The organism is Psychrobacter sp. TB67, assembly GCF_000511065.1.
In the GTDB taxonomy this organism is placed as follows: domain Bacteria; phylum Pseudomonadota; class Gammaproteobacteria; order Pseudomonadales; family Moraxellaceae; genus Psychrobacter; species Psychrobacter okhotskensis.
This window is the reverse complement of sequence record NZ_AYYA01000054.1, coordinates 80,222-107,109: the sequence shown is the minus strand read 5'-3', so window position 1 is coordinate 107,109 and position 26,888 is coordinate 80,222. Positions and strand designations below refer to the sequence as shown.

Below are 26,888 nucleotides of genomic sequence, written 5' to 3'. Positions count from 1 at the left end.
TTAAAACTCCAATCCGTTTTCGCGAGCCGCTTCAGCTAAAGCTTTTACTCGACCATGATATTTAAAACCACTACGGTCAAAGGCAACTTTAGTAATACCAGCTGCTTTTGCGCGTTCTGCGATTAATTGGCCTACAGACGTCGCTGCATCAGCATTACCAGTCGCGCCTGAACGCAAGCTGCTGTCTAAGGTAGATGCCTGAGCAATCACTTCACCACCGTTCGGAGAGATAATCTGGGCATAAATATGTTTCGGCGTACGGTTAACCGTTAGACGATGTGCGCCTAAATGACGGATATGTGCGCGGGTTTTCTTTGCTCGACGTAGACGAGCTGCTTTTTTATCAAACATTTCAACTCACCTTATTTTTTCTTGGCTTCTTTGCGAATCACATGCTCGTCACTATAACGAATACCTTTACCTTTATAAGGCTCTGGTGGACGGAAAGCGCGGATATTAGCCGCTGCTTGACCAAGCTGCTGTTTATTGTTTGATTTCAAAACAATTTCAGTTTGCGTTGGGGTTTCAGCCGACACACCTTCAGGTAGCGTATATTCTACTGGATGTGAGTAACCAACGTTTAGCGTTACTTTATTACCAGTAGCTTGAGCACGATAACCAACACCAATTAGTTGAAGACGTCTTTCAAAGCCTTCATTCACGCCTGTAACATAGTTGTTAAGCAAAGCGCGCATGGTGCCAGTGTGCATCATGGCTTCTTTTGAATCGACTGTAGGTGAGAAAATGATTGCATCATCTTCCTGTTTCAGCTCGACCAATTCATGCAGGCGTAAAGACAAATTGCCGTTCTTGCCTTTAACTTCGACCTGCCGATCGTTCAAAGTAACACTTACGCCGTTAGGCAGTGCTACTGGGGCTTTAGCCACACGAGACATAGGAATATTCCTTAAAAAATTAACTTACTTCTATTAGCGAAAAAACTAACAGGCTAAAAAGCGTGTTAGTTTAGCATAATTGATGGCGTTAGACACCTATCAATTTGAAATAATTTATAATTACTCAATTGATAGAAGTCTAACAAGCATCAAATAGACTTTATAGTCGTGTAGCTTACGCTACAAATGCAACGATTTCACCACCGATACCAGCAGCGCGTGCAGCACGATCGCTCATGATACCTTGACTGGTTGATACGATAGCAACACCCATACCTTGTTTAACAGTAGGGATAGCGTCTTTACCGCGATGCTGGCGTAAACCAGGACGGCTGAAACGTTGAATCGTTTCGATAACAGCTTTACCTTCGAAGTATTTTAGTTCGATAGTTAGTGTGGCTTTATTGTTGTCTTGTTCAGTGACAACAGCGTTCGCTACATAACCTTCGCTAACCAGTAAATCAGCAATTGATTTACGTAGTTTAGAGCTCGGCATTGCTACCGATACTTTGTTAGCCATTTGTGCGTTACGAATACGGGTTAGCATATCCCCAACGGTATCTTGCATACTCATATAGTTACTCCTTACCAGCTTGCTTTACGAACACCAGGCACATCGCCTTGCATGACACGCTCACGCAGCATATTGCGTGATAAGCCAAACTTGCGGAAGTAACCGTGAGGACGACCGGTGATAGCACAACGATTGCGCAGACGTACTGGTGATGAGTTACGTGGAAGAGCTTGTAGCTCTAGCATCGCTTCCATACGAGTTTCGTCACTTGCAGTCATATCACTGATAGTTTCTTTTAGCTTGATACGCTTTTCAGCATATTTAGCAACCATTTTTTCGCGCTTCAATTCGCGGTTAATCATGCTCTTCTTTGCCATAACGTCTTTACCTTATTTAAATGGGAAGCCGAATGCTTTAAGCAACGCGCGACCTTCTTCATCAGATTGAGCTGACGTGGTGATTGTTACATCCATACCGCGGATACGATCAATCTTGTCAAAGTCTACTTCTGGGAATACGATTTGTTCTTTGATACCCAATGAGTAGTTACCACGTCCGTCAAAGGCTTTAGGTGAAAAACCACGGAAATCACGAATACGAGGAATTGCAATGGCAATGAGACGATCTAAAAATTCGTACATTTGCTCACCGCGTAGCGTTACTTTACAGCCAATTGGCCATTCTTCACGAATCTTAAAGCCAGCAACTGATTTACGCGCTTTAGTGACCACAGGTTTTTGACCAGCAATAGCGGTCATGTCGGCTACTGCACCTTCAAGCAATTTCTTGTCTTGAGACGCGCCGCCTACACCCATGTTAAGTGTGATTTTAGTGATTTTAGGCACTTGCATCACGTTCGCTAAACCAAGGTCTTCTTTGATTTGCTGCTTTAGTTCATCGTTATATAAAGATTTTAATCTTGCCATTACCATTACACCCTTAGTGTCTTACGCAGTCGCCACTACTTCACCGTTCGAACGATAGACGCGTTGTTTATTGCCGTCTTCGCCGAACTGATAAGTAATACGATCAGCTTTTTGGGTTTGCGCATTTAATATTGCGACATTTGAGATATGCAGAAAAGCTTCTTGCTTAAGAATGCCACCTTCAACGCCAGTCGCCTGATTTGGCTTCTGATGTTTAGTAACAATATTAATGCCTTCTACTTTAATACGATCATTTTTTACAGCTTGTACAGTACCTTGTTTGCCTTTATCTTTACCAGCAATCACGATAACTGTATCGCCTTTACGTAATTTTGACATGGATTACCTCACAATACTTCTGGTGCTAGGGATACAATTTTCATAAACTGATCACCACGTAGTTCACGAGTTACCGGTCCAAAAATACGAGTTGCAATCGGTGCTTTGTTTTGGTTCAACAATACCGCAGCATTGTCATCAAAACGCAGAACAGAACCATCAGGACGACGAACGCCTTTTTTGGTACGTACAACTACCGCATTCATCACGTCGCCTTTTTTAACACGACCGCGAGGAATGGCTTCTTTAACCGTTACTTTAATAATGTCGCCAACTGATGCATAACGACGATGAGAGCCACCCAGTACTTTAATGCACTGAACTCGCCTTGCACCGCTATTGTCTGCAACTTCCAGCATTGACTCAACCTGAATCATAGCGTTACTCCACACGTATGAGCAATAAAAACCAGTTGCTGCCGCTAGCACAGTATGAGTAGTCGGCATTTTAATATAAATAACCGCTGCTACTCTTAATGTGAGTGATATACGCTCGGCGCAATCAGCATCCTTAAAAAGGCGGCTATTTTAACAGCTTCTGGCTTTTAATGCAATTTACTTAGATTTTTTCTACTTTTTCAACCACATCAACTAAAGTCCAAGACTTAGTTTTTGAGATTGGACGCGTTTCTTTGATGCGGACAAGGTCGCCTTGTTGGCAAACGTTATTCTCATCATGAGCTTTGATTTTTGTAGAACGACGAAGCTGCTTGCCATACAAAGGATGACGAACCAGACGTTCAATCAAAACTGTGATGGACTTGTCCATCTTGTCGCTGACAACTCTTCCTGTCAATACGCTAGCATTAGCTGTTTGATTGTTATCGCTCATGAGTCGCCTCGTTGTTTCTCGTTAATCAAAGTCTGAATCTGAGCAATCGTGCGACGATTGCCTCTGACTTCATGGGTATTACCCAACTGACCAGTTGCTTTAGCCATACGAATACGGAAAGCATCAAGTTGCTTTTCATCAAGTAACTGGGTCAGTTCTTCTAATGATTTATCACGTAATTCACTGATCTTCATTACATTATCGTCCGCTTAACAATGGTAGTTTTAAAGGGCAGTTTTGCTGCAGCAAGCGTGAAAGCTTCACGTGCAAGCTCTTCTGGTACCCCTTCAATTTCATATAGCACTTTACCAGGTTTGATTTCGCATACCCAATACTCTACAGGACCCTTACCTTTACCCATACGTACTTCTAATGGTTTATTAGTAATTGGTTTGTCTGGGAATACACGAATCCAAATCTTACCACCACGCTTAATCTTACGAGTAATGGTACGACGTGCCGCTTCAATTTGACGGGCTGTCATACGACCGCGCGTCAATGATTTTAGACCAATTTGTCCGAATGCAACGGTGCTTCCACGATGAGCTAGCCCAGTGTTACGACCTTTGTGCATTTTACGAAACTTGGTACGTTTTGGCTGTAACATAGTTTAACCTCTGTCTGAGTTTCGACGGTTTCCGTTTCCACGACCACGGCGTTTTGGCGCACGAGTCTGCTCTTCTTTGACCGGATTATAAACACTGTTCATACCGTCAAGGATTTCTCCGCGGAAGATCCAAACTTTTACACCGATGGTGCCGTAAGTTGTTTCTGCACGTACTGACGCATAGTCAATATCAGCGCGAAGTGTATGTAATGGCACACGGCCTTCACGATACCATTCACTACGAGCAATCTCAGCACCGCCAAGACGGCCAGACAGCTCAACTTTAATGCCTTTAGCACCAGAACGCATGCTGTTCTGTACGGCGCGTTTCATCGCACGGCGGAACATAACACGACGCTCAAGCTGACTTGCGATACCATCTGCTACCAAACGTGCATCAAGATCAGGTGACGTGATTTCTTCAATGTTGACCTGAGCAGGTACGCCCATAATTTTGGTCAATTCTTTTTGAAGTCTTTCGATATCTTCGCCTTTTTTGCCGATAACAATACCAGGACGCGCAGTGGCGATGGTAATCTTAGCGGCGCCAGTAGGACGCTCGATCATGATGTTGCTGATCATAGCGTTGTCTAGCTTTTTGCGTAGATACTCACGAACTTGAATGTCGTTGATGAGGTATTCTGAGTATTGTTTAGGGTTAGCATACCAGTTTGCGTTATGCTTTTTGACAACACCAAGACGAATTCCGATTGGATGTACTTTTTGACCCATAACTTATTCTCCTACCTTTATAGTGATGTGACAGGTACGCTTACTGATACGATCAGCGCGACCTTTAGCACGTGGTAGGATACGTTTTAGCGTAATGCCTTCATCAACGTATATAGTTGATACTTTAAGCGTATCAATGTCTAAACCGTTGTTGTTTTCGGCATTGGCGATGGCTGAGTTAAGACATTTCTTAACAAACACAGCGCCTTTTTTATTACTATACGTTAGGATATCCAAAGCACGCTCGATAGATTTGCCACGAACTTCATCAGCAACGAGTCTAACTTTTTGTGCCGATATGGCGGCACCGCGTAATTTTGCAGTTACTTCCATGGTAAGCACCTTATTTCTTAGCTTTTCTGTCAATGCCATGACCACGATACGTACGAGTCGGGGCAAATTCACCTAGTTTATGACCAACCATCTGTTCGCTCACGATAACCGGTACATGAGTACGGCCGTTGTGAACAGATAAAGTTAGGCCAACCATTTGTGGCAGAATCATCGAGCGGCGCGACCAAGTCTTAATTGGCTTGCGTGAGTTGGTGTCTAATGCATTCTCAACTTTAGCAAACAAGTGCGCGTCTATGAATGGACCTTTTTTCAATGAACGAGGCATGAAATTCTTCCTTTATTTCTTCTTGGCGCGACGGCGGATGATCATGTTGTCAGTACGCTTATTATGACGCGTTTTAAGTCCTTTAGACTTCTGACCCCAAGGGCTGGTTGGATGGCGACCTTTGTTACGACCTTCACCACCACCGTGTGGGTGATCAACCGGGTTCATAGCGACACCACGAACAGAAGGACGAATACCGCGCCAACGTGAAGCACCGGCTTTACCAAGTGATTTCAAGTTGTTTTCAGTGTTCGATACTTCACCAATAACAGCACGGCAATTCACATGAACGCGGCGAGTTTCGCCAGAACGCATACGTAGAATAGCATAAATACCGTCACGACCTAGTAATTGAACACTAGCACCCGCAGAACGAGCCATCTGTGCACCTTTACCGATTTTAAGCTCGATATTGTGAATCACAGTACCCAATGGGATGTTTTTCAACGGTAAACAGTTACCTGGACGGATAGGTGAAGTTTCACCTGACATCACGGTATCACCAACTGCTTGTTTTTTAGCAGCAATGATATAGCGACGCTCACCATCAGCATACTTAAGTAAGGCAATATGTGCAGTACGGTTAGGATCGTATTCAATACGCTCTACAGTAGCTGGAATATTGTCTTTGGTGCGTTTAAAATCGATAATACGATAATGTTGCTTATGACCACCACCGATGTGACGAGTCGTTATGCGACCATTATTGTTACGACCACCTGACTTACTTTTTGATTCGAGAAGCGCTGCATAAGGACGACCTTTATAAAGGTGTGGATGCACCACTTTTTCAACAAAACGACGGCCTGGTGATGTTGGCTTTGCTCTTACGATAGGCATGAGTGTAATCCTTATTCGTTATTCGCTGTTTCACTAGTAGAAGCAGTCGTATTCGCGACCTCTTCACCAGCATCAGCCATTTGTACATCTTGACCAGCTTTTAAGGTAACATAGGCTTTTTTGTAGTCATTACGACGGCCGATGCTTTTACCAAAACGCTTTGTCTTACCTTTAACGTTCAAAGTGTTTACTTTTAAAACTTCAACACCTTCAAACATCATCTCAACTGCTTTTTTAACTTCAAGCTTAGTAGCGTTAGAGTCAATTTTAAATACTTGCACACCAAATGAGTCGCCAAGCATTTGAGATTTCTCTGAGAATACAGGTCCTCTTAGGATCTGATAAAGTCTTGCGTTATTCATGCTAGTGCTTCCTCAAATTGTTTCGCAGCTTCAACTGACATGATCACTTTATCAAAAGCGATCAAACTCACTGGGTCCACTTCGTTTGTACCAAGTACATTGACGTGTGGAATGTTGCGAGCGGCTAAGTATAAGTTTTCGTCAACGTCTTTGGTAACGATGAGTGCACGAGGTGCGCCCAAATCATTTAACTTGGCGATAAGCTCTTTGGTCTTAGGCCCAGAGACGCTCAACTCTTCAACCAAAATCAGACGCTCTTGGCGAATCAATTCGGCTAGGATACACTGCATAGCACCGCGATACATCTTACGGTTAACTTTCTGTGACCAATCTTGTGGTTTGGCCGCAAATGCACGACCGCCCCCACGCCAGATAGGGCTACGAATAGAGCCTGCACGAGCGCGACCAGTACCTTTTTGGCGCCATGGCTTGATGCCACCGCCAGAAACTTCGGCACGGGTTTTTTGTGCACGTGTACCTTGGCGAGCACCAGCAAGATATGCGGTGACGACTTGATGCACTAATGCTTCGTTGAATTCACGACCAAAAGCCGTATCAGAAAGCTCAACCGCCGCACCTGTAACTGTTTTTAAATCCACGTTAATCCCCTTGCTTAGGCTTTGACTGACGGACGTACGATGACATCGCCACCGGTGGCACCAGGGATAGCACCCTTGATGACAATTAACCCATTTTCAACATCAACCGATATCACTTCTAGGCCTTGAACGGTAACGCGTTTGTTACCCATCTGACCTGGCATTTTTTTGCCTTTGAAGACTTTACCTGGTGACTGGTTTTGACCAGTTGAACCGATAGCACGATGTGATACTGAGTTACCGTGAGTGGCATCTTGCATGCTGAAGTTGTGACGCTTTACGCCGCCTTGAAAGCCTTTACCTTTACTCTGTCCTGTGACATCAACCATCTGACCTTGTTCGAACAAGTCAGCTAGGATCTCACCGCCAATCTCACGACCTTCAAGATCGCTGTCATTGGCACGAAATTCCCAAACACCACGACCAGCTGCAACACCAGCTTTAGCGAAGTGACCTTTTTGTGCAGCGGTTACGCGGCTGTCACGACGGGTACCTGTGGTGATTTGGATGGCTTGATAGCCATCTACATCAGTATTTTTTACTTGAGTAATGCGGTTTGCATTGACCTCAACCACTGTTACAGGGATAGATGCGCCTGTTTCAGTGAAGACACGGGTCATGCCGCATTTTTTACCGACTAAACCGATCGCCATTTTAGACCTCTTTATATCTTATATTAATGGGTTGGGTGTGTAGTGTGCATTAACCCAAAGCAATTTGAACGTCAACACCCGCCGCTAAATCTAACTTCATTAGCGCATCCACAGTTTTGTCAGTAGGTTGAACGATATCAACCATACGCTTATGAGTACGGATTTCGTACTGATCACGAGCGTCTTTGTTAACGTGTGGTGAGGTTAGAACGTTGAAGCGCTCAATGCGAGTCGGCAACGGTACAGGACCACAAACTTGCGCACCGGTGCGCTTTGCAGTATCAACAATCTCTTGTGCAGATTGATCAATCAGACGATGATCAAAAGACTTAAGACGGATACGGATTCTCTGGTTAGCCATGCCAGCAAGCTCCTAATATGTGCTTTCGTCACTCTTGCTTTGCAAGGATATGACCAAAAGCCGTTTGGTTAAATATTCACTTAAAGCGGCCTTCTGTTCTTAACCAGAATGAGTTCTTTATCCGAACTTATAGCATGCCAAAAGTAAAATAGTTTAAAGCCCCGCCGACCCTTCCATAATAGGATGTCAGCAAAGGCATAATGAAATAGTGCTAGAAACGATGCTCTAGCTGTAATAGCGCCAGCTTTTTTATTGGCTGCGCATATATAATTCAGTGGTGTATATTATACATAGTATTTCGTTCATTGCAAGAGCAATATCCACGGCATTTAAAGATATTACGCTTTATAAACAACACCATTCATACTCAATAATAGGTGTTAAATCCCCTACTGATGTACAAATTATAAGTCTAAAACAATATCGTACTGCTCTTGTGTATAGAGGTTTTCTACATCAAAAGTAATGACTCTACCTAACAGATACTCTAAATCCGCCACCGTGTCCGACTCTGAAGTGAGTAGTAAATCAATGACTGCGGCATGAGCAACTACTGTAAACTTCTTCGGTGAATTATAGGTGCGCGCGCAGCGCATGATTTCGCGGAATATCTCAAAGCAAACGGTCTCAGCAGTTTTGACAAAGCCACGCCCTTGACAGGTTGAACACGGCTCACACAGTTGCTGCCCTAATGATTCACGGGTACGCTTACGGGTCATCTCTACCAAGCCAAGCTCACTAACCTGAGTAATCTTAGTCTTGGCATAGTCTTGTGCCAGTTGTGACTGTAAACTCTCCAGCACGTCATCTTTATGCTGCTGCTCCAGCATATCAATAAAGTCTAAGATAATAATGCCGCCCAGATTGCGCAAACGCAGCTGCCGAGCGATGGCATGCGTGGCTTCTAAGTTAGTCTTATACACGGTATCTTCTAATGAACGTCCCCCAACGAAAGAGCCCGTATTAACATCAATCGTGGTCATCGCTTCGGTCTGATCAATAATTAGATAACCACCTGACTTTAAATCGACACGACGTTTTAGCGCATCTCGTAAATCGTCTTCTACCCGATGGACGTCAAATAAGGATTGCTCAGCCGTGTAATGCACGATCCGATCGTAGACGAAAGGCACGAACTCTTTGGCGAAATGCCTGACCTGCTCATAGATTTGTGCATTATCGATAATGACTTTTTCGGTATCGGTATGTACCAAGTCACGAATCGAGCGTAGTGGCAGAGCCAGCTCTTGGTAAATAAGCTCTGAGCTTTGATGATGATTGATCTCTTGACGCCGCGCGCAGATGGTACGCCATAGCTGTAATAAATAATAAATATCTTCTTCCAACTTATCGACAGGCACGCGCTCGGCAGCCGTACGGGCAATCAGCCCACCTTTTAAGTTGACGGTCTGCATCAAACTATTCAGCTCAGTTTTGAGACGGTTGCGCTCTTCTTCGCCATCGATACGCTGCGAGATACCGATATGATCGCTCGATGGCAGATATACCAGATAGCGCGATGGTAGAGAGACATTGGTGGTTAAGCGTGCGCCCTTGCTACCCAGCTGGTCTTTGGTCACTTGTACCAAGATACGTTGGCTTTCGTGTAAGCGGTGTTGGATAAGGGTTTTAGACACAGGAACGACATCTGTACTTTGCGCACTGACCACTGGTGGGCTAACTTCTAGGCCATCAATACCATTTTCTACCACAGTGTTGTCTGTACCAGCATCAGGGTTCTTATTGCGCTCTTCAGCTATTTTATTCTTATTTTCGGTGACTGGACGCGGTTCACGCTGCATATCATTGACGTGTAAAAACGCTGTCCGTGACTGACCGATATCGACAAAGGCCGCTTGCATACCCGGCAGGACACGCACGACGGTACCCAAATAGATATTGCCGACCAGACCCAATTTATGATGGCGCTCAATATAGATTTCGCCTAGGACACCGTTGTCTAACACGGCGACACGTGACTCCATTGGACTAATATTAATCAGCAGCTCTTCGGACATAATTTTTTCTCTTATCTTTCAGCTTTCTTATTGGGCGTTCATCGCCTACTGGCTTTATAGTGTAACAAATGCGACTTGCTCTTGCCCATTACCCTAGCGTGTCGTTATGTGCAGACAAGCAGTTAAGGGCTTGTAGCGTATTAATAAAATTGTCCCTGCCCTTCTGACTATCTAATGAATGCCACTCTCGGTGATATTTTTAATCAATGCCAGCGTTTGCGGCAGTGGCAAGCCCACGACATTGGTATAGCTACCGTTAATACGACTCACCCAAGCCGCGCCCAACCCTTGAATACCATAACCACCTGCTTTATCAGCAGGTTCGCCACTTTCCCAATAACGGCTCATCATCTCCATCGTCAGCGGGATAAAGGTGACTGCTGTGCGCTCGGTGATTTGCTGTTGTTTGATGATTTGGAATACTGTCTCATGGTCTGCTGTATTGGCACCCTTGGAAGCTAAAGGCACACGAGATACGTGAGTAGCTTGTACCGCTGTCCATACTTCATGGGTATTATCTGACATTTGCTGCCACATGCGATAGGCGTGCTCACGGTCAGTTGGTTTTACCAGTACCGTCTGACCATCTGGCAGTACACCAATGGTGTCTGAGGTCAAAATGATAAGCTGCTCAGCGAGATTGGCCTTGCTCGTTTTAAGTGTGTCATTTAGCTGTTGTACTGCGGCGGCAGCTTTGGTAGCGACCATGCGCTCGATATACTCTGTAGGCGACTCATTACTTTGTGGCGTTTCATCGATATCGACGCTCATAATCGTAAAATCTAGCTGCGCTTTGGCTAGCAGCTCACGACGACGCGGCGAACCAGATGCTAAAATAATATCCATCGCTATTCTCTTATTTTATGATTGCTATTATCTTATTGATAAAGATATTCCAGAAAGGCACTCAACGATAATTATTGATATAGACACTTAATGGGTTAACGCGCAAATTTGCGTAACGCTAATAGCACTAGCGGCCAGCTTACTATGCTCATCAATAAAGACAAGGCCGACTGCGCCACAAAGATATCTTGAATAAACATCTGTAGCATCCACAAGCTCAGCTGAAACAGCAGCAAGCTTAATGAGGCGATAAGCCATGCATTGACAGTATTTAATTGTCTGACATAGATACTACTGATTTTGATGACCAGTGCCACCATGACCGCCGCAAAGGCTTGCTGACCTAAATGGGTATCCATCAAGAGATCTGCGACCAAACCAATGGTAAACGCGGTAAAGATACCAACGTAACGCGGTTGAAACAGCAACCAAAAAATCAGCACCATGACCATTACCATGGGACGCAAGGTAGCCATACTAGGACTTAACGGATAGACATTGAGCGATGAGGCAACGATAAAGCTTGCAACAATGGCAAAGAGCAAGAGCCCAATTGGGTGCTTAGAGTCAGAATACGCCATGAATACTTACCTTTAAGAATGTTTGGCGGCGGCTATTTAGCAGAGAATAGGGCTAAAAAGGTATGGGTATACATGATGCTATTGGTACAGCAAGGCCAAGTGGCTAAGTGCATAAATGGCTCACTAGGTATGATGTGAGTGTCAGCTGCCATTGCCATTAGTACCGAGGTTGTTTTTGCCTATTAGTTTGTCTTGTAGCACTAATACGTACGCATTATCGATAAAGTTGGCTGCTGGCGTGACTTCAATACTTCTAAAATTATCAGCTTGGGTATCTTTGATATGAGCGATACGACCAACTCGATAGCCTGCTGGAATACGCCCGCCTAGACCTGAAGAAACCAGCTCGTCACCCACGCGCACGTCTGAGGTTTTGAATACATAATTAAGACTTAACGAGGTGGGTATGCCTTGACCGGTCACAATCGCCCGCTGACCCGTACGCTTGACCGTGACCGCTACCGATTGCTGCTCATCAGTAATGAGCAGTAAGCGACTGGTATTGGGATAGACATTGATAATCTGTCCCAATATACCGTCTTCGTCGATGACTGTCTGTCCGACTTGCACGCCATCTTGCGCACCTTTATTAAGCACGACGATTTGGCGGAGTAAGTTGGTGTCGGTACCGATAACCTGTGCCAAATTTAGCTCAAACTGTTCAGGCTTGGTGGTCGACAAGATACCCTGTAAGCGCGCATTTTGTGCCAAGATATAGTCTTGCTGCTGAAGCTTGGCTTGCGCGTGGATCAATTGTGACTTTAACTGCATGTTTTCGCGGCGTAGCGCTTCTTTTGATTGTAAGCTGCCACTTGCCCAATGTTTGGCATAGCTGGGCAATAAGGACAACTCATAGATAGGCTGCATAGCGGCGTGGCTGGTGTTGCGCACTGGATTGAACCATTCTGGATTTTTGCTATCGAACCACATCAGTATTAACGCTACTATCAATACAATAGCAGCCTTACGAAGTGCAAGTGGCTGGCGTGCAAAAATACTTGGCGTCATAAGTCATCTAATTAAGGGTTTCTAATGTGAGCAGTAGCCAGCGCTAGTGATAACAATCACATTGTTATCAGCATTTACGGACAATGCTTGTAGCTGGCATTCATTAATGCGATTAAAGGCAGCACAACTGGCTACCTTTAATTTATCGTTTTTTACTTTTATCGTTGCAGCGACTGTTCACTGCTAGTTTTAATGGTCATTGGAACATCAATATAGTCAGTGAAAAGTAATATCGACACAATCAACAACGAACATCAACAATAAAAACTGTTTAAACAAAAATCATGTTTAAGCTTTTATTATTGATAAAGTCGAGAGCGATACCACCACCACGACTGACACAAGTCAATGGGTCTTCAGCGACCGTCACTGGCAAACCAGTTTCTCTTGAAATAAGTTTGTCTAAATCACGCAATAGCGCACCGCCACCAGTCAAAACAATACCACGCTCAGCAATATCTGATGATAGCTCAGGTGGTGTTTGCTCAAGTGCTGCTTTTACCGCGCTAACGATACCGCTTAGTGGATCGCTCAGGGCTTTTTGCACTTCTTCTGAATTGACAGTAAAGGTTTTGGGTACGCCTTCTGCCATGCTACGTCCGCGTACTTCAACTTCTAGCTGGCTGTCTTCGTTCAGCGCTGAGCCTACTTCTTGCTTGATACGTTCAGCCGTCGTTTCACCAATCACACAACCATGCGTACGGCGTACGTGAGTGATAATGGCTTCATCAAATATGTCGCCACCGATACGAATCGACTCAGCATAAACGCAGCCTGATAGCGCAATAACGGCGATCTCAGTCGTACCACCACCGATATCAACCACCATTGAGCCACTCGCTTCGTGCACTGGCATGCCGGCACCAATCGCAGCTGCCATCGGCTCTTCTAGCAAGAGCACTTTGCTCGCGCCCGCTGATGATACCGCTTCACGGATGGCTTTGCGCTCAACGAGGGTTGATTTGCAAGGCACACAAACCACGACGTTAGGCTGTGCCATAAAACGCTTCGCCTTTACCTTGCCGATAAAGTGCTTAAGCATTTTTTGGGTCACTTCAAAGTCAGCAATCACGCCGTCTTTTAGCGGGCGAATCGCCGTGATATTGGCAGGGGTACGACCCAGCATCTGCTTGGCATCGAGGCCAACTGCAGCGACGGTAGGGTTATGGGTACGATTGCTTCGTAGCGCGACCACCGTAGGCTCATCGAGCACCACGCCTTTACCAGGAATGAAAATAAGAGTGTTCGCAGTACCAAGGTCGATTGCGATATTATTTGATAAAAATCCAAACAGGTTCATGACTAATATATCCAGCGCTTTACAAATAAGGCGAATGAGATTGACTGAGGGGTTACTCGTCAGTGTTGAGCAGGTCGTCGTTAGACATTACTTACGGCGAAAGTGAGGTATCGCGACAAGTCAAACCTAAGCAATAATGATGCAATGACAAAACTGAGCTAAATTATACCGATTTAGCTCAAAAAAAACACAGATATTTGCATCAGTAAGTCAGGATTTTAGTCTTAAACGCTAAAAGTTGTTACAAAGTTTGAAATAGCGGCACATAGCTGTGCATTTAATGAAACACCATTTAATTCAATAACAAGGCTCGACAGGCATATAGTAATTTTGCTCAGCAGCGAGTGCCTACTGTAACGTATTTCTGACTGTAACGGGTGAGCGATTGCCAATGATTGCATAACTATACGGTCAATTTTACCATGATTGTCTGGGCTATCATCATGCTGTCTGTACAAATGCCCGCGACTTGGTTGAGATTGTGCAGCAATCAAGCGTCAAGCTCTGTAAACTTGGGTCAGATGCTTTATAATAAGCTCATAATCACACTCTTGTTTTAGTAACCAATTTCAGTAACCAATGTTAGTAGCTAGTTATAACCGTTACTTTTCATAGCTATTTTATTTTAATAATTGGTATTACTAGCGGCTTTATTAATCGCTCGTTTTAACCGCTACTTTTGAACCTATTTACTCTATAGTCAAGGAATTTTAGAATCGCTACAAGGCGACCGACCGCAGATAGTACATTGAGTACATCTAGGGCGGGTAACACCCTAGCGGTTTAAAAGTGCTCTGACTATAACAAAAACTGTCCTGCACTGGAGAAACTATGTCACAGCAACCAGCAACGTCTGACAGCAACGTCAGCCGTGAAGAAATCCTAGAAGTTGCCAGCCTTGCGCGCTTAGGTGTCGATGAGACGACAGCCAATAGCTATGCCGATGAAATCAGTAAAGTCTTAAAGCTGATGCATACTCTTAGCAACGTTGATACGACTGATGTCAAACCACTATCAAATATTCATGAAGTTTGCCAAGACTTACGTGCCGATATCGCCAAACACGATATCAACCGCGCGCGCAACCAATCGGTCGCCCCCGCTGTTGAAGACGGCTTGTATCTGGTACCACAAGTGATTGAATAATTTATTCTATTTACTTCTGCCTTTATTTTATTCTATTTAATGCTATTAACATTTTGACGGACGACACCTTATGTCTGAACTTCATCTATTGAGTACCCAGCAGCTTATTACGGGCTTGCAAGACAAACAATTTAGCAGCGCGGAATTAACCGAACACTATATCAAGCGCATCAACGCCTTAGATAGCAAGATCAACAGCTTTATCACTAATACTTCTGAAACTGCCCGCGCACAGGCGCAAGCAGCTGACGAGATGCGTGCTCAAGGCGACAAGCGTCCTCTGCTTGGTGTACCGATGGCGCACAAAGATATCTTTTGTACCCAAGGGGTGCTGACCACTTGTGGTTCAAAGATGCTACATAACTTTGTCTCACCTTATGACGCCACTATCGTGTCAAACATCGATAAAGCGGGGATGATTAGCTTGGGCAAGCTCAATATGGATGAGTTTGCGATGGGCTCGGATAATGAGAGCTCATATTATGGCGCGGTGCACAACCCTTGGAACCTTAACCATGTCCCTGGTGGCTCATCGGGTGGTAGTGCTGCTGCCGTCGCCGCAGGTTTTGTGCCAGTTGCAACCGGTAGTGATACTGGTGGCTCTATTCGTCAACCTGCCTCATTTTGCGGCTTAACCGGTATCAAGCCCACTTATGGTCGCGTCTCGCGCTTCGGTATGATTGCCTATGCTTCAAGCCTTGACCAAGCTGGTAGCATGGGTCGTAGCGCTAAAGATTGTGCCTATCTATTACAACCAATGATTGGTCACGATCCACGCGATGCAACTTCTATCAAGCATGATATGCCGAACTACGTGCAAGACCTTAATGACGCAGAAGCTGCTGCTGGTGATAAGCCATTTGCTGGTCTACGCATTGGTGTCGCTAAAGAATACTTTAGCAAAGGGCTTGACGCTGAAGTAGAAACCACCGTACGTGCTGCGCTAAAGAAATATGAAGAGTTGGGCGCGACGATTGTGGAAGTGAATATCACTGACCCTGATATCACGCTGGCGACTTATTATATGCTCGCCCCTGCTGAAGCCTCTTCAAACCTGTCACGCTTCGATGGTGTACGTTTTGGCTATCGCTGTGAAAACCCAACCGATCTCATCGATCTGTATACGCGCTCACGCTCTGAAGGCTTTGGCCCTGAAGTACAGCGCCGTATCTTGACCGGTACTTACGCGCTATCTGCTGGTTATTTTGATGCTTATTATACTAAAGCACAAAAAATACGTCGCTTAATCGTCAAAGACTTCGAAGACGCCTTTGCCAACTGTGATGTCATCGCCAGCCCAACGGCACCAACCGCTGCTTATAAGCTCGCTGAAGATCTTGACCCTGCAACGATGTATTTGGGCGATGTCTATACCATCGGTGTTAACTTAGCCGGTCTACCAGCGCTCAGTCAGCCTGTTGGTCTGACGTCTGAAGGCTTGCCTGTTGGCTTACAATTGATCGGTCAGTATTGGCAAGAAAGCAAGCTGTTGGCCACTGCGCATCTATTCCAGCAGCACACCGACCATCATTTGCAACACTCTACCATCGCGAAGGAGACGGTATAATGAACACAGCAACTACTACTGATAATAGTGCCGCCCGCGAACATGAGGTTCGTAAAGAGCTGTTCGTCGATGGTTATGAAGTGGTCATCGGTATTGAAATTCACTGCCAGTTGAATACGGAAAGTAAGATATTTTCTAGCGCACCGACTGACTTTGGTCATGAGCCAAACAGCCAAGCCAGTATCGTAGATTTAGGCTTGCCCGGTGTCCTACCAGTTCTAAATGCTGGCGTGGTCGATCGTGCGCTAAAATTCGGTATCGGCGTCAACGCTGAGCTGGGTTTATTTAATACCTTTGACCGCAAAAACTACTTTTATCCTGACTTACCGAAAGGCTATCAAATCACCCAAATGGCCAATCCTATCGTTGGCGAAGGCTATATCGATGTCGTGGTCAATGAAGGTGAGAAAAACGAATATCCGAAACGTATGGGCATCACCCGTGCGCATTTAGAAGAAGACGCTGGTAAGTCAGTACACGATGCCGTCGATGGCATGACGGGCGTGGATTTGAACCGTGCTGGTACACCATTAATCGAAATCGTCTCTGAGCCTGATATGCGCTCGGCTCATGAAGCACTGGCCTATATTAAAGCCATTCACCAGCTGGTCACGTGGCTCGGTATCTCAGACGCGGTCATGGCAGAAGGTTCATTCCGCTGTGACTGTAACGTCTCTATTCGTAAGCCGGGTGCAGAATTGGGCACGCGTACTGAGCTCAAAAACTTAAACTCGTTCCGCTTTATCGAACGCGCCATCAATCGTGAAATCGAGCGTCAAATCGACATCATTGAGGACGGTGGTAAAGTTGTGCAAGCAACGATGCTCTATGACCCAGAGCGCGACGAAACCCGTACTATGCGTACCAAAGAAGATGCCAACGACTATCGCTACTTCCCTGATCCTGACCTGCTACCAGTGCGTATCGAGCAACATACTGTCGATAACATTCGTGCGGCAATGCCGGAGCTACCAGTTGCCCGTCGTGCACGCTTTGAGGAAGCGCTTGGTCTATCAGAATATGATGCCCGTATTTTGACGGGTAGTCGTCAGCTTGCCGATTACTTCGAAGATGTCGTCGCTGAGATTGGTGAGAAAGATGCCAAAATGGCTGGTAACTGGGTCATGGGCGACCTACTCGGTGCGCTAAATAAAGACGACGACAAAGACATCATCGACTCTCCTATCAGCGCCAAGCAATTGGCAGGTATGCTAGCGCGTATCAAAGACGATACACTATCTGGCAAATTGGCTAAGAAAGTCTTTAGCGCGCTCTATGAGCGCGCGGGTGGCGATGCTGATGATGCCGCTGACAAAATCATTGAAGAAAAAGGTCTTAAGCAAGAAACCGATACCGGTGCTATCAAAGCCATCGTTGAAGACGTCATCACTAAGAATGCAGCGATGGTAGATGAGTATCGCGGCGGTAAAGAAAAAGCCTTTAATGGTTTGGTTGGACAAGTCATGAAAGCCAGTCGCGGTAGTGCCAATCCGCAGCAAGTCAACCAAATTCTAAAAGAGCTATTGGGTTAATTGCTGATTGACTGTACTGACTGTAATACGTAAATTAGGGTTATAGATTTTGGCTAAAATAAATAGCCCTTGCAATATGCATAATTTTGCGTAAAATAGTCAGTCATTCGGGGCGTAGCGCAGTCTGGTAGCGCACTACACTGGGGGTGTAGTGGTCGCAGGTTCAAATCCTGCCGTTCCGACCAAGAAATACTAAATAACTCAACGGCTTAGGTCGTTGAGTTATTTTTTTGGCAAAAATTAACATTGTATGCCAAAGCTATTCATGACTGGATGAAGCAGCTCGGCATTACATAAATTACCAATCATAAATGTCGCTGTTATTCCGATAATCAACAAGCCGATTACCCACATTGGCAATGTGAGCGACCAATTAGTTAAGCTTTGACTCTCGCAATTTCTACACCGCCAATCATTCTTTCTAAGCCTAGTTCCACAATCTGGGCACCGCTTATGATTAATAAACATCTCACTTCCTTCCAACCCTATTATTTTTACGCTTTATAAAACCTACATACTGCTATACTACGAGCAGACCTCTTTGTTTAAAACCACTGTTTCTACTAGATTATCTTGATTGTCATAACTTGATAGCTTAACCACAACATTATTAGCTGCTTGATATTTTGCACTATAAAAACTCTGACAAAGTTCATCAACACCTAATTCTTGAAGGCTAGGCTCCATATTCTTAACTGCTATTGAGCTTGAATATAAGTTCATTTTCCAGCTCATCAGGTAATTTTTATCTCCCAGATTAAACTCAGGTTGCTCGTTATTGATTTTTTCATTAGCCACTCGATCCATTGAATCAAAAAAAATAGATGCAGTGTTTAAGTCTACATAATGGTAGTCGTCATCTACGACCTCAAAATCTTCAAAAAACTGATCCATCATACTGAATACTTCAGCATTAGCATTAACTGTTATTCCTATTGATATAACTGCGACTAGCCATTTGTTCATAATATACTACCTATCATAATCAACATCTTTATTTCTTCAAACAATTCGAACTGTTTCTTGATTTTATCATATGTATAACTGCTTTTTTTCTCAGAACTTGATACTTCATAAATACCGTTTATTTTCTCAATTTGATAGGAGCCATGCACTATTAATTGCTTGTCAAATACCTTTTAAGATAGGTTCTTATGGCAAAGTAGGGTTTTTTATCATAGCCAAAGTTATTACCATAGACATAGACGCACAGGCAGCGACAAGTAGTGGAATTGTCATGCATGAAGTATGGTATAGATGGTTATTTATCATAGGTTATCATCTTAGTTTTAATAGTAAGGCATTATTGAGAAGCGCTATTCAACTTAATTTTTATATGATGAATATCATGCTTTAGTAATAGCACAATCAAGCACTACCCTAACCGATACTTGTCATCTATAGACTTTTGGCAAGCGAGCAGCTAGGGTAAATGCTACACCGTTATGATGACTTATCATATGTCCAAAATTATAGCCCAGCCCTTATCTACTCATGTCACAAATAACGCACCTTGGGAAATGTACCAGCGGCCTTATGTACGTGATTTGGCATATGTGCTGGCGTGCCCTAACGTCTTAACCGAATGGCTGGACTTTGCACCGCATCAGAATACACATACCGTATCGGTACATAGCGCACACTTTTGGCAAATGCAGTTTGCAGCGTATCAGCAGCGTTTGGAAGAGCTAGATAGCACCAATGCTTATCAGGTGCTGACTCGCTATTTACTCAAGCGGCCTAGCCCTAATCGCTTAGGTTTTCACTTTGAGGGATTATTGTCTTTTTGGTTAGAGGATGGTTTTCAGCGCGGCTTACATTCCTACGAGACGCTAGCCAGTAATGTGCAGCTGTATAACGGTAAGCAGACGACTGGCGAGCTAGATTTGATTCTGTACAATCATGCAGACAATCTGGTTGAGCATTGGGAGCTGGCGATTAAGTTTTTTATGGGATCAGCGCCATTTGAGCCGGAGAATTGGGTAGGGATTAACTCCAATGACAATTTGCAGCGCAAAATGACCCATATGCAAACCAAGCAGTTTCGCACCGTATGGGTAGATACCGAAAATCATGGGCAAGTCAAAATTGATAAGCGTTATGGTATTATAAAAGGACGGTTCTTTTTACCAAAGAACATCACTAATTTCGTCTATCCATCTTGGCTAGCACCAAGCTTTCCCATGCACGAATGGTGCGATAAGTACGACACGAGCACTCTCGCGACGCTTGATATCAGAGAGTTGCGCGCTGCTCATTATATTGAATGGTTTAGCAAACGCGACTTTTATGATGGACGTCCGTCGGCACTTATTCATTCTGAAAACGGTATCTTAAAAACAGGATTATACTTTGAAGGTGATAGACCCATCGTCATTTACCCGAAACAGCATGATGAGAAAAGCGACTGATTAAGCATTTCTCGTAAAGGTTTTATCTACTAACGCTCAATAAGTCTCAAGCACCTGCATCAGCTCATATCTGAGCATATCGGCACTGGGCATACGCTCAGCGTGAAAGCGCACGATAGCAATGCCAGCACTGGCTAAAGCTTTGTCCTTTTTATCGTCCGCCTTTTGCCGTGCCTTACTACTATGCGTCCAATCATCCAGCTCGATTGCCAGCAATGTGGTCTGGGCATCAACATCAACGATCACATAATCCACACTTTGACGGCAAATACGATTGAACCAAAAGCTACGCTCAGAGGTCTCATCACTATTGGCTTCAATGATGCGTGACAGCTGAACTTGCACAAAGATATGATATTCTGGTAGCGCATTTTTTAACTTATTAAAAAATATTACCTCGGTATCGGTCATAATGGGCATTGGGGCAAATGGCCAAATAGCCAGCTCATCGCCGCGTACTGGCTTTGGATCAGGCTCGGCGCTTTCACGTCTTGCTAACAGCTTTGGTAACGTAATCAGCCCTAAGAATCCAACGGCCAACATTAAAAATATAACGCCAAATGACATGGTTTTACCTTATACAGTAGGAGCGTGAGAGGCGGTATAGCGTGACTATTATGAGCTTTAGGAAATCAGTATTTGCCTATCACAACAGGGCAACCCTTATAGGTTGACAGGTTATACAGAAAGAAATAATAAACGGTATGCATGGTAGCTAAGCCTACCTCAATGGGCAAACACTAAAACAAAAAACACGACAATAGATGTCGTGTTTGAATAAAATTAGCTAGAACGAAAAAGAACCTAATTAAGAGAGTGTTGATTATTGAGCAATAATGATCAGTTACAGCAAGATGGACGCTAGTATTTTAACGCCAGTAAAGTACCCAAGCGCTCGTCGTATTTACCTTGGGATCACTATTGATTTTGTCTTTTAGTGCCAAGGCAGCGACTTTACCACGTTCAGGACCGACGACGACTCGGACGCCACGACTGGTAGCGCTAGTCTTCACTTGATAGCCTGCTGACTTGAATTTTTTGGCCAATTCATCGGCTTTGGCTTGGTCATTCGCCAGGGCAACTTGTACCCCAAAGCTACCTTTAGCGTCTGTCTCTTTGACTTCTTTACGGGCTTCACTGAGTTTCTGCTGCGCTTCACGTTTGGCATCAGTCGACTTCTTGGCGAGCGCCTCTTCTTTTTGACGCTTCTCTTCACGAGCCTGTTCGGCTGCTGCTGCTTCACGTGCTAAACGATCTACCTGCTTACGCGATGGAATAGTAATACTCTGACCCAGTTGTAACGATGTCGATGGCGAAAGATTATTCGCTTGTGCTAAGACTTCTACAGGCATGTTGTATTGCCGCGCCAGTTTTATCAACCCATCACCTCTTTTTACTTGATAGTCAGAAGGCGATTTTGGTGGTTCATTCTTGGCAGCTTCTGCTGCTTGTTCAACCGCTTGTTTCTTTTTCTCAGCCATAGTCTGAGCCTCAGCTTGCTTTTTTGCTTCCGCTTGGCGTTTGGCTTCAGCCTGTCGCTTTGCTTCCGCTTCTTTTTTGGCAGCGGCTTGTTCTTTTAGCGCGGCCTGTCTTTTGGCTTCTTGTTGCTGGGCTTGAGCGGCCTGTTGCTTGTCATTGTCGCTCGTAGCGACAGTTGCTTCATTATTGGTACTAGGCTGTGCGCTTGAGGGTTGAACCACATTTTGAGCAGCTGCTGAACTGTTGTCATCTTCGGCAGCAGGCGCGCTATTGGCTATATACTGCTGATTTTCCGCCCGCGATTTTGCCAAGGCTTGCGCCTCCGCAGTCTCTTGCTCCGTCAAAAACTGCTGCGCCCGCTTTTCTTGCTCAGCTACCCGCGCCGCCCGTTCTTTTTGCTTTTGCGCTAGGATACGTTTTTCAGTGTCGATGTCAGTGGTGAGTGGCTGCGGTGCCGCTTGCTCGGCGCTGGGCTTATCGACCATCGCGGTCACGGGCTCAGGTTTATTACCGTCACCAATTTGTTGCACCATGGCATATAGCATTACGCTACCGCCGATAATCATCCCAATGCCCAATAAGGCTTGTCTCGAAAAGTTCATCCGTTTACGTCTCTTAGTTGGTAATAAGGTTGATTGGTCGGCACGGTTATTGTTAAAACCCTATCGGCTAATATCCTACCAGTGGTTTTGATAAGTGGTTTTGATAATTAGCCGCTGCCGCCCGTTACTGCCATCATCTCTCAAAGATTATGTCATATTTATAACAGCACGTTTTTATGAAAACGCTTTTTTATGAAAATACCTTTTATAAAGCATCTTATAATAAATCTATTTGTTTGCAAAAGCTCTTTGATTATAAAGTATATTTTTCATGCTGTCTGCTCTCACGCTGCTGTTAAGATAAGGGTCTATTGAACATTCAAATGTGGCACTGGCAGTCCTAATACTTGAATGTTCAATAGACCCTAACATTAAACTGGTCATATTTTCACTTAATTTCTCATTCTTCAAACGCTGCCAATACCTCACCAATGGTATGGAACGAACCACAAACGACAATGAGGTCTTGCGCCTGACTGCCATTTATAACGGCATCGGTCGCTTCTGATAAACGTTTAAATTCATGTATTTGCGCACTATCCACATAGTTGCTCAAGATACGTTGCAGCTGCTCAGTACTCGCCGCACGCGGATAGTCAATCTCAGCGATGAACCAGTCGCTAATCGGCAAGCCTGATTCGGTCAAACGTTGAACGACCTTGTCGATATCTTTATCCGCCAGCATAGAAAAGAGCATTTTGATAGTTGCAGGTGCGCTATTGGTTTGTTCATCACTATTTTGCTTCGCCACATGTTGCTGCCAGAGCGGTAGTAATTGCGCTAATAAAAACTCAACGCCTTGCTCATTATGTGCCACATCAAACAACCAGTGACGATTCTCTAACTCTCGATAGTCAAAGCGCCCTGCAAGCTTAACGGTCTGTAGCGCCTGCTCAATAGCAGCGATATCGACAGCCAATGAACTGGCCAGCACTGCTGATAAGGCATTGGCAGTATTGGTTAGTGACAGTGCTGGTCGTGGCAACTGTAGAGTAACAGCAGCATTACTATATTGCCAAGTAATTGCATCGATCTCGCGATAATGGAAGTCTTTGCCAACTTGATAACAAGTCGCCTGATTCTTATCGATAGCCTGCTGCACACTGGTTGGCATGTCGGTAGCGCCGTAAATCAGAGGCATATCATTGCGTAAGATACCTGCTTTTTCGCGGCCAATATCTTCGACATTGTCACCAAGCCAATCGACATGATCGATGCCAATATTGGTAATGACTGCCATATCAGGGTCAATAATATTGACGACATCTAAGCGACCACCGAGTCCCACTTCTAGCACCCATACATCACAGTCGGCTTCGGCAAATATCAATAATGCAGCCAATGTGGTCATCTCAAAAAACGACAACGTCAAAGCGCACTGTAATCGCGCCGCTTCTACTTTGCAAAAAGCGTTGATTAGTATCTCATCGCTGACCATTTCGCCATTGATACGTACCCGCTCGTTAAAAGCACTCAGATGCGGTGATTGATAGAGAGCTGTCTTGTAACCCGCTGCTTGGCACATCTGTGCAATCACTGCCGTCGTTGAGCCTTTACCGTTGGTACCTGCCACAGTAAATACATAAGCATCATCCTGCGCGGACTTTACCACACCCAATGCTTCAGCGACTGGCAATACTCGTGATAAACCCATATCTATCGCCGAGACGTGTATCTGATGCATATAATCTAGCCATTCCGTTAGGCTGGCTTTGTCATTAGGGCTATCAGGATTAGGGGCTAGAGAATCAGACATGGCGCAAACCTATATATAATTTTATGAAAATAAAGACCGTATATTTGCTAACTAAAACCAAAAATAGCATTTACCGTTATATGACGATAAATGCTATTAAGGAGTTTTGCATATTTTAGAGATATTAGCACGCTGCTAGCCAGTTATAAACTGAATCAGCTGCTCATGTTTATTATTCTGTGCTAAGCATCAACATTAGGAACACCACATAATTTCGCTAGCAAGCGATAAATAGTATCGATAAGCTGATGACGATGTACCACTTCATCGACCACGCCATGCTCTAACAAGAATTCGGCACGCTGGAATGGCTCTTCTAGCGTCTCACGAACCGTTTGCTCAATCACGCGCTTGCCAGCAAAGCCAATCATGGCTTTTGGTTCTGCCAGATGAATATCACCGAGCATCGCGAGCGATGCCGTCACACCGCCATAAACGGGATTGGTCAGTACCACGATATACGGCACGCCAGCAATTCTTAAGCGTTCAATCGCCGCTGCGGTACGAGCCATTTGCATCAAAGACAATAGCCCTTCCTGCATACGCGCACCACCGGAAGCTGCAAAGCAAAGTAACGGCTTTTTCTCTTCAAGCGCTTTTTCCGCCGCTTGAACAAATCGATCGCCAACGACTGAGCCCATCGAGCCACCCATAAAGCGGAAATCAAAAGCACAAGCCACGACGTCAAGATTGCGCAGCTTACCATACATAGCAATCAGCGCTTCAGATTCGCCTGTTTTTTCTTGCGCTTCACTCATGCGCTTTGGATATGGCTTACTATCGACGAATCTTAGCGGATCTTTTGCCGTAAACTCTTGCCCAAGCTCACCATCTACTTGATCCAATATCCAATGCAGACGCTCACGAGCACTCATCGGTAAATGATGATCGCAGTGCGGGCACACATAACAGTTAAAAATAAGCGCCGTGTTAGTAATCATCGAATGACAATTACTGCACTTGGTTGACGGCTCAGTCTCTACTGCTGTCAAAGGCGCTGTCAATTGCTGCTTGATACCCGGTATCGGGCGATTAAACCACGATTGCCCAGCGGTGTTCCCGTTCGGCTCGGCATTGGTTTTTTCAGTATTGTTCGGCGTAGTCATGTCAGGTTTTGTTATTGTATCAGTCATATTATTTGCCATCATCAAAGGCTTATCGACAAGTTGGCTCATTTCCTTGTCCTTGAGAGTTTAATGGTTGTCTAGACCAAACGTCAAATACCAGCATAACATGAGCCGTTATGCAACATACTGATAAATAAATCTCGTATGTCGGTAATTTGATTATGCGCTTATTGATAGATAATGTATTTGCCAATCAAAATGACTCACAAACTACCACTATCAGACACCATATAATAGTGATGTTAGTTTACACTCGTAAACTAATTTTAGCAAAGTCATTTAGTATTGTCTTCACGTAAAGCTGTTAAGTAAAGTCTTAGGTAAACAATAGCTGCAATTTGACTTTGCCGTCTCAAATAACTATTTCTTCAAATAACAACAATATGAAAGCAATAGCTATTAAGCACTTAAGCTGTCTAATGCTGCACGTAGCTCATCCATTTTTGCCATGATGTTCTGCTGTGCATTCGCAACCGCAGCGGTATCGTTAGCATCAATATCGGCAAAGTTTTGCACCAACGCACTACCGACAATAATACCATCGGCATGCTCACCGATTGCTTTGGCAGATGCCGCATCACGAATACCAAAACCCACGCATACTGGCAAATCGGTCTCGGCTTTAATCGCTTGCACTTGAGTCGCTACATCATTTGTATCGAGCGTTGCTGAACCGGTGACGCCTTTTAGCGAAACGTAATAAATATAGCCGCCACAATGGGTCAATACTTGCTCGCGGCGCTCCGGCAAAGTGGTCGGCGATAATAAGAAAATCTCATTCATCGAGTTGTCAGTCAAATGCTGGGTGAAGCTGCCCGCCTCTGCTGGTGGCAAATCAACCATCAAAATACCATCGACGCCGCACTGCTCGCATAGTGCGACAAAGTTGTCATAACCGATGATTTCAACGGGATTGAGATAGCCCATCAAAATGATTGGGGTTTGGCTGTCTTGCTGACGAAACTCAGCGACCATTTTTAGCGCATCACGCGTACTGGTACCTGCGGCTAATGCACGCTCTCCTGCCAAGGCAACGACTGGGCCATCAGCCATTGGATCGGAGAAGGGTAAGCCTAATTCGATCATATCTGCGCCATGCTTGACTAAGTCATGAAGCAAACCAACGGTGCTGCTAGGATTGGGGTCGCCTGCCATGACATACGGAATCAGGGCTTTTTTATTTTGTGCTTTTAAGGTTTCAAAAGTGCTTTCAATTCGGGTCATAGTGTTCTCTTA

General features: G+C 44.7%; 33 protein-coding genes and 1 tRNA gene. 5 read left to right on the top strand and 29 right to left on the bottom strand.

Features of this window, described 5'->3' with window-relative positions:
- The 23 genes from rplR to W293_RS0109300 all read right to left on the bottom strand — a co-directional run bounded on the left by rplR (position 1) and on the right by W293_RS0109300 (position 14,032).
- A complete protein-coding gene (gene rplR / locus W293_RS0109415) occupies positions 1 to 351 on the bottom strand; it encodes a 50S ribosomal protein L18 (RefSeq protein ID WP_025652191.1) in 351 nt (116 codons plus the stop codon).
- 11 nt (positions 352 to 362) lie between these two features.
- Complete coding sequence (gene rplF, locus W293_RS0109410; protein WP_025652190.1) at positions 363 to 896, bottom strand: 50S ribosomal protein L6; 534 nt, start codon at positions 894 to 896, stop codon at positions 363 to 365.
- A 175-nt stretch (positions 897 to 1,071) separates the two neighbouring features.
- Positions 1,072 to 1,470: a 30S ribosomal protein S8 gene (gene rpsH, locus W293_RS0109405; RefSeq protein WP_010196706.1), complete on the bottom strand. Its 399-nt coding sequence runs from the start codon at positions 1,468 to 1,470 to the stop codon at positions 1,072 to 1,074.
- Positions 1,471 to 1,481: 11 nt separating this feature from the next.
- The gene (rpsN, locus tag W293_RS0109400) at positions 1,482 to 1,787 is read right to left on the bottom strand and encodes a 30S ribosomal protein S14 (protein WP_010196705.1); all 306 of its coding nucleotides are present in this window, start codon (positions 1,785 to 1,787) and stop codon (positions 1,482 to 1,484) included.
- A 12-nt stretch (positions 1,788 to 1,799) separates the two neighbouring features.
- Positions 1,800 to 2,336: a 50S ribosomal protein L5 gene (gene rplE, locus W293_RS0109395; RefSeq protein WP_025652189.1), complete on the bottom strand. Its 537-nt coding sequence runs from the start codon at positions 2,334 to 2,336 to the stop codon at positions 1,800 to 1,802.
- Positions 2,337 to 2,357: 21 nt separating this feature from the next.
- Entirely contained in the window at positions 2,358 to 2,675 is a 318-nt protein-coding gene (gene rplX, locus W293_RS0109390) for a 50S ribosomal protein L24 (protein WP_010196703.1), read from the bottom strand.
- An 8-nt stretch (positions 2,676 to 2,683) separates the two neighbouring features.
- On the bottom strand, positions 2,684 to 3,052 hold the full coding sequence (rplN, locus tag W293_RS0109385) for a 50S ribosomal protein L14 (protein WP_010196702.1): 369 nt from the start codon (positions 3,050 to 3,052) through the stop codon (positions 2,684 to 2,686).
- Positions 3,053 to 3,233: 181 nt separating this feature from the next.
- Positions 3,234 to 3,506 (bottom strand): 30S ribosomal protein S17, encoded by a 273-nt coding sequence (gene rpsQ / locus W293_RS0109380; protein WP_010196699.1) that lies wholly within the window; start codon positions 3,504 to 3,506, stop codon positions 3,234 to 3,236.
- Positions 3,503 to 3,700 carry a 50S ribosomal protein L29 gene (gene rpmC / locus W293_RS0109375; protein ID WP_010196696.1) on the bottom strand — a complete coding sequence of 66 codons (198 nt, stop codon included), beginning with the start codon at positions 3,698 to 3,700 and terminating at the stop codon, positions 3,503 to 3,505. Before rpmC ends, rpsQ begins: the two co-directional genes overlap by 4 nt.
- Positions 3,700 to 4,113, bottom strand: a complete 414-nt coding sequence (gene rplP / locus W293_RS0109370; RefSeq protein WP_010196693.1) for a 50S ribosomal protein L16 — start codon at positions 4,111 to 4,113, stop codon at positions 3,700 to 3,702. Before rplP ends, rpmC begins: the two co-directional genes overlap by 1 nt.
- A 3-nt stretch (positions 4,114 to 4,116) precedes the next feature.
- Positions 4,117 to 4,845 (bottom strand): 30S ribosomal protein S3, encoded by a 729-nt coding sequence (rpsC, locus tag W293_RS0109365; protein WP_025652188.1) that lies wholly within the window; start codon positions 4,843 to 4,845, stop codon positions 4,117 to 4,119.
- A gap of 3 nt (positions 4,846 to 4,848) precedes the next feature.
- Positions 4,849 to 5,178 (bottom strand): 50S ribosomal protein L22, encoded by a 330-nt coding sequence (rplV, locus tag W293_RS0109360; protein ID WP_010196689.1) that lies wholly within the window; start codon positions 5,176 to 5,178, stop codon positions 4,849 to 4,851.
- Between the two features lie 10 nt (positions 5,179 to 5,188).
- Positions 5,189 to 5,464: a 30S ribosomal protein S19 gene (gene rpsS / locus W293_RS0109355; RefSeq protein ID WP_021813372.1), complete on the bottom strand. Its 276-nt coding sequence runs from the start codon at positions 5,462 to 5,464 to the stop codon at positions 5,189 to 5,191.
- Positions 5,465 to 5,476: 12 nt separating this feature from the next.
- Positions 5,477 to 6,304 carry a 50S ribosomal protein L2 gene (gene rplB / locus W293_RS0109350; RefSeq protein WP_025652187.1) on the bottom strand — a complete coding sequence of 276 codons (828 nt, stop codon included), beginning with the start codon at positions 6,302 to 6,304 and terminating at the stop codon, positions 5,477 to 5,479.
- 11 nt (positions 6,305 to 6,315) lie between these two features.
- The gene (gene rplW, locus W293_RS0109345) at positions 6,316 to 6,666 is read right to left on the bottom strand and encodes a 50S ribosomal protein L23 (RefSeq protein WP_025652186.1); all 351 of its coding nucleotides are present in this window, start codon (positions 6,664 to 6,666) and stop codon (positions 6,316 to 6,318) included.
- The gene (rplD, locus tag W293_RS0109340) at positions 6,663 to 7,265 is read right to left on the bottom strand and encodes a 50S ribosomal protein L4 (protein ID WP_025652185.1); all 603 of its coding nucleotides are present in this window, start codon (positions 7,263 to 7,265) and stop codon (positions 6,663 to 6,665) included. The genes rplW and rplD overlap by 4 nt, the downstream gene beginning before the upstream one ends.
- 14 nt (positions 7,266 to 7,279) lie before the next feature.
- Positions 7,280 to 7,918: a 50S ribosomal protein L3 gene (gene rplC, locus W293_RS0109335; RefSeq protein ID WP_025652184.1), complete on the bottom strand. Its 639-nt coding sequence runs from the start codon at positions 7,916 to 7,918 to the stop codon at positions 7,280 to 7,282.
- A 49-nt stretch (positions 7,919 to 7,967) separates the two neighbouring features.
- Entirely contained in the window at positions 7,968 to 8,279 is a 312-nt protein-coding gene (gene rpsJ / locus W293_RS0109330; RefSeq protein ID WP_010196670.1) for a 30S ribosomal protein S10, read from the bottom strand.
- A gap of 404 nt (positions 8,280 to 8,683) precedes the next feature.
- A complete protein-coding gene (locus tag W293_RS0109325) occupies positions 8,684 to 10,297 on the bottom strand; it encodes an Rne/Rng family ribonuclease (protein ID WP_025652183.1) in 1,614 nt (537 codons plus the stop codon).
- Positions 10,298 to 10,468: 171 nt separating this feature from the next.
- Positions 10,469 to 11,143, bottom strand: coding sequence for a Maf family protein (locus W293_RS0109320; protein ID WP_025652182.1), 675 nt, complete (start codon positions 11,141 to 11,143; stop codon positions 10,469 to 10,471).
- A gap of 95 nt (positions 11,144 to 11,238) precedes the next feature.
- Positions 11,239 to 11,724, bottom strand: a complete 486-nt coding sequence (mreD, locus tag W293_RS0109315; RefSeq protein ID WP_025652181.1) for a rod shape-determining protein MreD — start codon at positions 11,722 to 11,724, stop codon at positions 11,239 to 11,241.
- A gap of 141 nt (positions 11,725 to 11,865) precedes the next feature.
- The gene (mreC, locus tag W293_RS0109305) at positions 11,866 to 12,732 is read right to left on the bottom strand and encodes a rod shape-determining protein MreC (protein ID WP_025652180.1); all 867 of its coding nucleotides are present in this window, start codon (positions 12,730 to 12,732) and stop codon (positions 11,866 to 11,868) included.
- 271 nt (positions 12,733 to 13,003) lie between these two features.
- Entirely contained in the window at positions 13,004 to 14,032 is a 1,029-nt protein-coding gene (locus tag W293_RS0109300) for a rod shape-determining protein (RefSeq protein WP_084212307.1), read from the bottom strand.
- 831 nt (positions 14,033 to 14,863) lie between these two features.
- On the opposite strand from W293_RS0109300, the gene gatC reads away from it, so the two are divergent.
- From gatC to W293_RS0109280, 4 genes are all read left to right on the top strand, one after another.
- Entirely contained in the window at positions 14,864 to 15,178 is a 315-nt protein-coding gene (gene gatC, locus W293_RS0109295; RefSeq protein WP_025652178.1) for an Asp-tRNA(Asn)/Glu-tRNA(Gln) amidotransferase subunit GatC, read from the top strand.
- A gap of 70 nt (positions 15,179 to 15,248) precedes the next feature.
- On the top strand, positions 15,249 to 16,745 hold the full coding sequence (gene gatA, locus W293_RS0109290) for an Asp-tRNA(Asn)/Glu-tRNA(Gln) amidotransferase subunit GatA (RefSeq protein WP_025652177.1): 1,497 nt from the start codon (positions 15,249 to 15,251) through the stop codon (positions 16,743 to 16,745).
- Entirely contained in the window at positions 16,745 to 18,277 is a 1,533-nt protein-coding gene (gene gatB, locus W293_RS0109285) for an Asp-tRNA(Asn)/Glu-tRNA(Gln) amidotransferase subunit GatB (RefSeq protein ID WP_025652176.1), read from the top strand. Before gatA ends, gatB begins: the two co-directional genes overlap by 1 nt.
- Before the next feature lie 108 nt (positions 18,278 to 18,385).
- Positions 18,386 to 18,462, top strand: a tRNA-Pro gene (locus tag W293_RS0109280).
- A 340-nt stretch (positions 18,463 to 18,802) separates the two neighbouring features.
- Here W293_RS0109280 and W293_RS0109275 read toward each other — a convergent pair.
- Entirely contained in the window at positions 18,803 to 19,243 is a 441-nt protein-coding gene (locus tag W293_RS0109275; RefSeq protein ID WP_025652175.1) for a hypothetical protein, read from the bottom strand.
- 494 nt (positions 19,244 to 19,737) lie between these two features.
- Between W293_RS0109275 and W293_RS16350 the strand changes: the two genes are divergently transcribed.
- The gene (locus W293_RS16350; RefSeq protein ID WP_037025346.1) at positions 19,738 to 20,688 is read left to right on the top strand and encodes a DUF1853 family protein; all 951 of its coding nucleotides are present in this window, start codon (positions 19,738 to 19,740) and stop codon (positions 20,686 to 20,688) included.
- A 36-nt stretch (positions 20,689 to 20,724) separates the two neighbouring features.
- Here W293_RS16350 and W293_RS0109260 read toward each other — a convergent pair whose 3' ends face one another.
- The 5 genes from W293_RS0109260 to trpA form a co-directional block, all read right to left on the bottom strand.
- Complete coding sequence (locus W293_RS0109260) at positions 20,725 to 21,255, bottom strand: DUF2726 domain-containing protein (RefSeq protein ID WP_025652173.1); 531 nt, start codon at positions 21,253 to 21,255, stop codon at positions 20,725 to 20,727.
- 302 nt (positions 21,256 to 21,557) lie between these two features.
- Positions 21,558 to 22,769, bottom strand: a complete 1,212-nt coding sequence (locus W293_RS0109255; protein WP_025652172.1) for an SPOR and LysM peptidoglycan-binding domain-containing protein — start codon at positions 22,767 to 22,769, stop codon at positions 21,558 to 21,560.
- 400 nt (positions 22,770 to 23,169) lie between these two features.
- Positions 23,170 to 24,525 carry a bifunctional tetrahydrofolate synthase/dihydrofolate synthase gene (gene folC / locus W293_RS0109250; protein ID WP_025652171.1) on the bottom strand — a complete coding sequence of 452 codons (1,356 nt, stop codon included), beginning with the start codon at positions 24,523 to 24,525 and terminating at the stop codon, positions 23,170 to 23,172.
- Between the two features lie 182 nt (positions 24,526 to 24,707).
- Entirely contained in the window at positions 24,708 to 25,670 is a 963-nt protein-coding gene (gene accD / locus W293_RS0109245) for an acetyl-CoA carboxylase, carboxyltransferase subunit beta (protein WP_025652170.1), read from the bottom strand.
- Between the two features lie 381 nt (positions 25,671 to 26,051).
- On the bottom strand, positions 26,052 to 26,876 hold the full coding sequence (gene trpA / locus W293_RS0109240) for a tryptophan synthase subunit alpha (protein ID WP_025652169.1): 825 nt from the start codon (positions 26,874 to 26,876) through the stop codon (positions 26,052 to 26,054).
- Between the last annotated feature and the right edge of the window lie 12 nt (positions 26,877 to 26,888).